At 31.9% G+C, this 9,064-nt stretch carries 6 protein-coding genes and 8 tRNA genes; 2 read left to right on the top strand and 12 right to left on the bottom strand.

All coding sequences use genetic code 11. From position 1 onward, the window contains the following. Positions 1-97: 97 nt before the first annotated feature. The 6 genes from csn2 to FD36_RS05660 all read right to left on the bottom strand — a co-directional run bounded on the left by csn2 (position 98) and on the right by FD36_RS05660 (position 7,407). Entirely contained in the window at positions 98-772 is a 675-nt protein-coding gene (gene csn2 / locus FD36_RS05685; RefSeq protein ID WP_056958677.1) for a type II-A CRISPR-associated protein Csn2, read from the bottom strand. Continuing rightward, positions 769-1,074 carry a CRISPR-associated endonuclease Cas2 gene (gene cas2 / locus FD36_RS05680; RefSeq protein WP_041817833.1) on the bottom strand — a complete coding sequence of 102 codons (306 nt, stop codon included), beginning with the start codon at positions 1,072-1,074 and terminating at the stop codon, positions 769-771. The genes csn2 and cas2 overlap by 4 nt, the downstream gene beginning before the upstream one ends. Next, a complete protein-coding gene (gene cas1 / locus FD36_RS05675; RefSeq protein WP_056958675.1) occupies positions 1,052-1,957 on the bottom strand; it encodes a type II CRISPR-associated endonuclease Cas1 in 906 nt (301 codons plus the stop codon). Before cas1 ends, cas2 begins: the two co-directional genes overlap by 23 nt. Before the next feature lie 197 nt (positions 1,958-2,154). Next, a complete protein-coding gene (gene cas9, locus FD36_RS05670) occupies positions 2,155-6,144 on the bottom strand; it encodes a type II CRISPR RNA-guided endonuclease Cas9 (protein ID WP_056958673.1) in 3,990 nt (1,329 codons plus the stop codon). A gap of 86 nt (positions 6,145-6,230) precedes the next feature. Further along, the gene (locus FD36_RS05665; protein ID WP_056958670.1) at positions 6,231-7,235 is read right to left on the bottom strand and encodes a serine hydrolase domain-containing protein; all 1,005 of its coding nucleotides are present in this window, start codon (positions 7,233-7,235) and stop codon (positions 6,231-6,233) included. Between the two features lie 99 nt (positions 7,236-7,334). Further along, positions 7,335-7,407 (bottom strand) — tRNA-Gln (locus tag FD36_RS05660). A 106-nt stretch (positions 7,408-7,513) separates the two neighbouring features. Between FD36_RS05660 and FD36_RS05655 the strand changes: the two genes are divergently transcribed. Together FD36_RS05655 and FD36_RS05650 are read left to right on the top strand one after the other, a co-directional pair. Continuing rightward, positions 7,514-7,587 (top strand) — tRNA-Glu (locus FD36_RS05655). A gap of 145 nt (positions 7,588-7,732) precedes the next feature. Beyond that, positions 7,733-8,272: a metal-dependent hydrolase gene (locus FD36_RS05650; RefSeq protein ID WP_056958669.1), complete on the top strand. Its 540-nt coding sequence runs from the start codon at positions 7,733-7,735 to the stop codon at positions 8,270-8,272. A gap of 148 nt (positions 8,273-8,420) precedes the next feature. Here the strand turns inward: FD36_RS05650 and FD36_RS05645 are convergent. The 6 genes from FD36_RS05645 to FD36_RS05620 all read right to left on the bottom strand — a co-directional run bounded on the left by FD36_RS05645 (position 8,421) and on the right by FD36_RS05620 (position 8,984). Beyond that, positions 8,421-8,505, bottom strand: a tRNA-Leu gene (locus FD36_RS05645). A gap of 28 nt (positions 8,506-8,533) precedes the next feature. Continuing rightward, positions 8,534-8,604 (bottom strand) — tRNA-Cys (locus tag FD36_RS05640). A gap of 55 nt (positions 8,605-8,659) precedes the next feature. After that, positions 8,660-8,732 (bottom strand) — tRNA-His (locus FD36_RS05635). A 14-nt stretch (positions 8,733-8,746) separates the two neighbouring features. Beyond that, positions 8,747-8,817: transfer RNA gene (locus FD36_RS05630), tRNA-Trp, on the bottom strand. A 6-nt stretch (positions 8,818-8,823) separates the two neighbouring features. Beyond that, positions 8,824-8,906, bottom strand: a tRNA-Tyr gene (locus FD36_RS05625). 5 nt (positions 8,907-8,911) lie between these two features. Continuing rightward, positions 8,912-8,984 (bottom strand) — tRNA-Phe (locus FD36_RS05620). Positions 8,985-9,064 lie beyond the last annotated feature (80 nt).

The following is a 9,064-nucleotide window of genomic DNA, read 5'->3' as shown; positions in this document are numbered from 1 at the left end:
AATGACGTACTTCTAAAACTAGCAGTTGGCGGAACTAACGGCGTTGACCGCTCTTAATCTCATTAGAATGACGTACTTCTAAAACCGTCTGTAATATTCACCTATCAGCAGAATCCCATCTCACAAAGTCTCTGTCAACGCAGTAATAACGGCATTCTTCTAGAAAAGTGGAATAATCTTCACTTGAAAAATCTAAAATAAGTACGTTCAATTCTAAAGCTTTAATCATTTGAACCAGACTTTCAATCTGATTGGAATACAAATAATTAAATAGATTTTTAAGAACTAACAACTTTTTTGAATCAAATTTCGCATATAAATTAAGAACTTCTTTAATTATATCATATGGATTATCATGATTCACATTCAACAATTTAGTACCTGTATATGCATATTGTTTATTAATATCCCAATCTTCATCAACTTGGATGGGGAAATCATCTAAATAAGCGGCACCTAAAAAAATCTCTTTCATTTCTGCATCGAGTTGAAATAACCGTTTTCGATTATCATCATTTAGATTATTTAATACATCATTTTTAATTTTTGTTTTAAATTTTAGGGTTTGCTCAGTATTAGTCACTACATCGTCTAAATTAACTAAGCTTAGTTTGGCATCAATTTTTTCATCATCTTGACTTAAAACCAGACGATCAAGATTTTTCAAACCATTAATAACATCAAAATAAAATTTTTTATTTGTAGTTTGAATGATAGTAAGCTCCCCTTTTTCAATTTCAAAGGGGCTATAAGGATAAAATGTAAGTTTCAAATTATCACCGTCCGATCTGAAGTATTTCGAACATCATCTTTTTTCTCACCAATCAAAAAATTCATACTGTTGTATTGCTTTTCCGTTACCATTAAAGTTTGGACTAGTCCCTTGCTAGGTAAATATGTAGAAATTCGATTTTCAGTAAAAGTCGCTGATTGACGACTCACGCAAACCTTAGCGTAAACCGAATATTGAATCATTAAAAATCCTTCATTGATTAGTTCTTTACGAAACTTGCGATAATTTCGTTTTTCTTCACTTGTTTCAACTGGCAAATCAAACATTACGATTAATCGCATTACCCGATACCTCATTTCCAACCTCCAAATCAATTTTAACTTCATCAGTTTCTTCAGAAAGATATTTCAAACAATTCTGAACGTGACTTTTAATGGCATTTCGCAAAATAGTATTTTTTCCATTAAACTTAATTTCTAGATTAAATAAATCAACTAATCCGTACTTAATGTCTGGAGTTAGTTCTTTAATATCTTGTTGACTTACCCACAAATCAACAATCGGACGAAATGGTTCCATTAAGTCAGAACCTAAGTTAAATTGATTTTCATCACTATGATGATGAATTCCTAATTGAGTTAAATATCCTGCTGCTGAAATATTCAAATCAACAAACGAAAGTAAAATTGAATATCCATAATTAAGGGCGGCGTTATATGGATTAAAATCACGTCTACCAAAACCATCTTCAAAAAGTAGTGGAAAATATTTTCTGGCAATAACGGCTTCACGATTAGTCAAATCGTTAATTTCAATTTTAGCAAACTCATAGTTCAATTCTTCTGTATCAATTTTTTTCTTTTGTAAAACTTCAATCTGCATTTTCATTTTTTCAGTAGCAATCCAAGTCCATAACATTTCTTTGCGATTATCATCCCAATTAAATTGTTTTTCTAATAACAAATATGATCGATTATTTGGAAGATAATTATTGGTTTCTGTAATTGGTTGTCCGACCTTATCTGAAAAAATAACTTTTGCTGAATTATTTGCCAATTCGGCAACTGCTCGTGCTGTTATAACTGCCTGTGTAGTACTAATTAATAAAACTTCAATGTCATCAATTGGAATTTCATTAATTTTGCTATTAGTTTGAACGATAATTCTCCTACCTGAATAAGAAATTTTTGCGTGCTGCGTTATTACAATTGTCCTCCAACCCATGTTCTTCTCCTTGACAATATCTCAGATATTGTTTATATTTATTTTGTTGGTTGGAATGCCAGCATTTTAATCTCATTAGAATGACGTACTGAGTTAAAATCAAACAAGGTCTTGTGCCAAGTTTTATCTTCTGAGCCCTTAAGGGCCATACATATAAGAAAAGGAAGCTATCTTCTAGCTTCCTTTTTGTTTTGCATTTAAAAATCAGAAATTTTAATTTTTCGTGAAAATAATCCAGTTGGTGATTGGTAAATTACATTTGCATTTTCACTTAATTTAATTCCAGTATTTCTTATAAATCTACCAAAGTAAGGCAATCCAATATTTTTCAAATTACTCATAGTAGGATTAGCATGAGTTGCCAGTAAGAAATCAGTTATCGTTTTCTTCTTATCATTAAATTCTAGATTATTGAATTTTTCAACTACTTCATTTAAATTTTTAATTTCATATAATGGCATATATTTATTAGTACTATCAACAATATTTTTAAATAATTGATTGATAGTAACTTCATCAATAGATTTATTGTTACTTAAATCATTTAAAAGTTTCATATCAAGATCAGATAAAACAAGTTGATTAGCATTATATTTATATCCTTTACTGCCAATCACAAATAATGCACCATTTTCACTAAATAATTGATTTTTTAAAACTTTAGGTAAAACAATTTCGAATTTCTTATTAGAAAATTGTGATTTTAAAATTTCTTTAATATCATTATTCTTATTAATTTTTAAAAGTGGTACATTCGCCATTCTATATTCGTTATCTTTTTTCCCAATCACTTTAACTAAAGACATATATTTTCTTTCTTCATGTGTATAACCACCATATATATCTGTTGGCCGATTATCCTTTGGTTTTATTAATTGCCGTTTTTTAATATCATGAGCTGGTGATGGGTACAAAGTTTGGTTAAATAAAGCCCCATGATTAGTTTCCAATTCCTTAGTAACCAACATCTTCTTAAAGTGATAGACATTTTTCATATAACCTAATAAGGCATCCGTATCTTTAGCAATCTTCCCATCTTTTTCATTCAATTGGTGAGCTTGTTCAAATTTATAAAGCATGTTAAATGACTTCAAATTATTAATTTCAGTTTTAGCAAAATCACCGTATACAAAATAAGGTTTCAATTTAGGATATTGTTGTAATAGCCAGTTTCCCACAAAAGCCGTTAAATATGCATCAAAGGCATGATGATAATCATTAACATTTCGGTTCTTATAGAAATTGAATTTTTCCCGCATGTGATGAGTTAAATTTGCTTTAATTGTCACAATGTTAGTTCCTTTTTCTTCAGAATAACGATTATGAAGTATTTCAGCAGCTAATTTAATTACTTGTCTCGTTTCAACTAGCTGACGATTAATAAAACGTCCTTGATTATTAAATTTACTAATTGAATTAGGTGTAAGCGTTAAATTATAGTATTTTTTATTGCTAATTAAATGAGCTGCTTTTAATCGTTTCCAAAATGCGTGCATCTTAGTACCAAATAATTCACCTGGCAATTGATCTTCTTTTGAAACCCGATTATTTCTTTGAGAAGTAAGGACCCGATTATCTAACGAATTATCTAAAATAAATGATTGAGGCAAAATGTGATCAATGTCATAACTAGATAAATCATCAATATTTAATGGTTCACCAGTATATAAATCTTTTCCGCCTTGTGTAAAGTATAGATACAAGCGGTCTGTAAACTTATCTTTATTTTTAATTTTGTCCTCTAGTTCATCTTTAACACTATCATTGTCAAACCAACTATTAGTAATGTCCTTATAAACATTTTCTAATTGTCGACTTCTAGAATTAGTTAAGCGATGGTCGTTAGAATCTTCACGGGCGAACTCCATCATAATATTAGCTGGTTCATAACCAACTGCATTAATAATGTCATCGACCACTAAAATAACCTGACGAATGGCTTTTTTATTTTGAGGTGAAGTATATAAATCATTGATAACATCTTTTAAATTTTTCTCTTCTAAGTGAGCACCATTATGATCAGCAATTGATTCTTTAAATGATTTTTGGTTTACGATTTGCATAAAGTTTTGATTATCGCTCCACAAAAGATCAATAATTCGTTGCCCATTATCATCAACTAAACCAGCAAGTAATTCTTTAGATAATTTACCCCAACCTTGGTATCGAAGTTTAACAACTTGATTACGTTGTTTTTCCGTAAGCCATTTAAGCTCTTGAAGTTTTAAGACAAATATATGTTGATCCTCAAAAATCGTTGACCACTCGATGATTTTTTCAAAGTCTGCTTCTCGATCAACATCATCTAATTCATTACCAAAAATTTTGGCTAAATCGATATAAGTCGTTAATCCGTTATTTAAATTCTTTTGGTCAGTTGTTCCCTTAACTTCTGGAGCGTAAGGATAGTCACCTTTAATTACTAAGGCATCTGCTATCTTTTTCAAGGTCACCCGCTTGTTTTTCTTCATGACATGTTCATAAAGATATTGCTTTTGTCCAGGCGTAATCGTTTCTTGATTGATTTTTAAATTGTTTAATTCATTTAAGACTACAAATTTTTGGTATAACAAACTATTTTTAGGAAGCACTGGTTCACCAATTAAATAAGTATCGGTCGTAGTCATTCTAGTAATAAATTTGGTAGCAGTTTCAGTCCGATCAACTTTTTCGTCAAAATTCCAAGGGGTAATTTCACCTTGTTCTTTTCTAATCATCCAAGCAAACTTACCATTATTTTCTTGATTACTATCGGTAACTTCAACCATTGGCCCAACGTAATAAGAAACTCGGAAAGCAACTAACTCATCAAGTTTATACTTAGCTTGACGACTTCGTTTTTCGTTCGGGTTTAATTCTGCTAAGAAAGGATAGTATTGTTTTTGACTTTCAATGATTTGATCTAATTCTTGTTGTTGTAATTGATGTGGGATGGCACCGTTCTCTTTAGAACGTTGTTTAGGTAAAAAGTAATCATGATCTAATAAATCATTAATTTTTTGTGATAATTCTGAATCAACTAAGTTCTTTTGAATTCGTTTCTTTAAATCTTCAAAAGAAATCTTTTTATTATTTTCCCCATCAATATATGCTGAATAAGCTTCTTTTAATTCCTTTGCATGTTTCTTATCAGAACTATCAATTACTTTTTTCAACATTGCTAATTGATTTTTATGATCATCGTAACGGTTAATCATCGCTTCTGATAAAGTTTTTGCATTTTTATCAGTAACTGAGTTATTTAAAATATCAGATAAGTTCAAAGCAAAATAAAGTTCTTTCAAAATTAAAAGAATTTCAGAATCTTCATCCGTCATTTGGGATGATAAACCTTCAATTTTATCGTCAAAATCATCACTATTGAAAGTTAAGACCCATTCTTTAGGATTTTCCACCTCAATGCCAAAAATCACATCAAATTTAGCTTTATTACCTAAAATAGCCTTGAGGATTTCTCCCGTAACTTTCTTACTATTCTTATCAGTATCTTTATCAATTGGAACATACAATAACTTCGATAATTCTTTTTTCCGATCAGATCTAGTTTTGGCGTTATCACTAAGTACTTTTACATATTGATTAGCCTCATCAGTCACAAGCCGTAAATCACGTCCTTGATTTTCAAAGATGTCATTCAACGCTTTAAAAGATTTTTCTAAATCAATTTTTCCACCTTTAAAATCTTGCACATTTGCTTGATTCAAAAAATGACCACGATATTTAATAATATGGTGCATGGCTAAGTAAATTAATCTAATGTCAAATTTTTGTTCTGGATGATTAATAATTGCTTGCCGCAAATGATAAATTGTTTTGTAATCATGATGAAATTTTTGATCATCTAAATTTTCGTCATCAAATAAGATATTCCCAAACATTGTTTTATTTGGATCTTTGGGCGAAACGTTTGATTGTTTTAATCTGGCAAAGAAACTTGGATCAACTTTTGCAATTTCAGTAGCAAAAATTTCGTTTAATAACCGAAGCCGCCATTTTCGACGAGCTAATCGTCTTCTAGTTGTTCTAAAGCCACGACGATCAGCTGCCGATTCTCCTTCTTTAAATAAACGAACTCCGATTCCGTTGTGTCCCTTAATATGTAATAAACGATTATCCAGTTCAGTGGCTGACCACCCAACTGAACTCGTTCCAATATCTAGTCCAATATTATATGGTTGTTTATTCATTAGAATTACCTCATTGTAATTTTTTTAATCAGTTAGTTTAATTCTACTATACTATCAAAACTTAATAAACATTTAACAATTTTATTCTAATCAAACAAATCCGATAAGTAAGCATCAATCATATCTTGGCGAGCATCGATAAATCGTTCACTGACATCAGGATGTACACGATTAGATAAGAATGTGAAAGCACTCTTTCTTTCCCGTACTAGAATCATTAAAATTCCTGTGTAACCTGTTTGGTAAATATATGAATGGCCTTCATAATCCTCTAATTTCCAGCCAAAAGTCCGCGTTCCATTTTGCATTGGAGTTTGATTACAGAACATCGCATCAAAAATATTTGGTGTGTAAACTTTGCCAGGTTGTGTTAATTGCAACATCCATTGTGCAAATTTATCAAAATCACGTTGGGAACTAAACAAACCAGCTGACCCACAGTTCGATCCTAAAATTTGAGCTTTGGGATCATGGACTTTGGCAACCCGATTCATGCCAGTTTTTTCATCATAAGTAGTTGGCACTGTTCTTCTAGCATCTGGATGAAAAGTTGAATCGATCATTCCTAATGGAGTTAATACCATATGAGTAATCAGTGGTTGAATTGGCAATCCAGTGACAACACCTGCAATCCACCCTAAAAAAATAAAATTAACGTCTTGATATTTCACTTCTTTTCCAAAGTTATGTCCTGTATGAAGACCTAAAAGTGCTTGACGTAATTGGTTCATATTCATTTCATTGCGATTAGGTATGTATCCTTCTATATCTGAAGTATGTGTTAATAAATGACGAATGGTAACTTTAGGAAATTTCCATTCTGGTAGATAGTTAGTAACTGAATCATCAAGGCCAATTTTACCCTCTTGTAATAGTTGCATAATTACTGGAACAGTTCCCATAACTTTAGTCATTGAAGCAACATCGTATAATTGATTTTGTGGCAAAATTTCTTTCGTTGGTTTCAATTGCTTGTATCCTGCAACGTGATCTTCAACATTCAAACCAGTAATAAATGAATAAGAAGCACCAGGTACAATCTCATCATTTATCATTTGATTAATTAATCCTTTAACCTTTTCAAAACTCATATTTATCACCCCTATTAAACTCATTATAATAGTTTAAAATTAATTATCATAATAAAAAAAGCCGCTAAATAGCGACTTTTCTAACATACTAATATAGTATTGGGCATACGGGATTCGAACCTGTACATTATGGATTCAGAGTCCACTGCCTTACCAGTTTGGCTAATGCCCAATAAATTACATTAATAATCTTACAATGATTAAATAGCCATGTCAATTTGAAATTAACATTGACATAAAACCATTATATTAGTAAAATTAAAACGTTATATCTTTATTGCCCGTTGGTCAAACTGGTTTAAGACGTCGCCCTCTCAAGGCGGAGCTACGAGTTCGAGTCTCGTACGGGTAATTTAGTTATCAAATCCTTAACAAAGCCTTAAATTTAGCTTTGTTAGGGATTTTTATTTTGGAAAATCTACACAAACGTTGATATACCGCCTATAATAAGAGTTAATGATAGTTATAAAGGTTTAAAATTAATATAGGAAGAGAACATGTTAGGAAAAACTCATTTGGTATCATCTGAAGCGATATCTTTAACCGCTGTAAATTATTACTCACAAACTAATCATGTAACTGTACCATTAGTGATTACTACCATCATCTTCGCCTCAGTTGGTTTTGGAAGTTTACTTCCCGATGTTGATTCTCGTAATAGTGAATTAAATAAAACTACAATCTTTGGTTTATTTTATAAACATTTTTTTATTAACGTTAAACATCGTGGATTCACGCACACATTATGGAATGTCTTTCTATTTATGTATATTAGTCTTTTATTGGAATCTAATCATTTTTACATTGCGGTATGTATATTTGGTATTTCAATTGGAATCCTAATTCACATCATTGAAGATGGATTTTCAGCAAACAAAGTTGATATTTGGTACCCCTTCGTTTTAAAAAATACCAACAAACATAGGCACTTTTTCCATTATAAAGTTGGTGGTTTTATGGAAAAATCGATGTATGTTTTATTTTGGGTATTACTGGTAACATCTTTAAAAAATGCGTACTTAATTTATTTAAATTAATTTAATACAAAATAAAAGCGTGTGGACTAATAGTTCAGGCGCTTTTATTTTGTATTATAAGTTGCACTTAATCTTAAAAAATTTAAATTAAAAAAAGACTTAGTACTAACGTTTTACCGTTATACAAAGTCTTTTAATTATTTAGTTATGCCGAGAGCGGGGGTCGAACCCGCACGATCGCAATGATCACTGGATTTTGAGTCCAGCGCGTCTGCCAATTCCGCCATCTCGGCAAGAGCTTGCTTGATTGTGACAATACTAAGGCGGTAGTCGGATTTGAACCGACGATGAAGGTTTTGCAGACCTCTGCCTTACCACTTGGCTATACCGCCATAAATCATTTGAATCAATTGCCCTCTTCTTGCTTTAAAGCAAGACAATCAAAAGGGCGGTAGATGGGAATCGAACCCACGCGTGTCGGTACCACAAACCGATGTGTTAACCACTTCACCACTACCGCCATAACATCATAAACAGGGATGACAGGAATCGAACCCGCACTAGCGGTTTTGGAGACCGAGGTACTACCGTTATACTACATCCCTATTAAATGGAGGGGAGTGGATTCGAACCACCGAACCCGAAGGAGCGGATTTACAGTCCGCCGCGTTTAGCCAGACTTCGCTACCCCTCCATAAATGGCGCTGGACAGAATCGAACTGCCGACACACGGAGCTTCAATCCGTTGCTCTACCAACTGAGCTACAGAGCCATACCATTTATGTTTATGCTGTTTATTTAATTTTATAGTTGCATGTATAACCTACAACAACGGTCCGTACGAGACTCGAA

The organism is Fructilactobacillus sanfranciscensis DSM 20451, from assembly GCF_001436035.1.
Taxonomy (GTDB): Bacteria; Bacillota; Bacilli; order Lactobacillales; family Lactobacillaceae; genus Fructilactobacillus; species Fructilactobacillus sanfranciscensis.
This window is presented reverse-complemented; position numbering and strand designations above follow the sequence as displayed.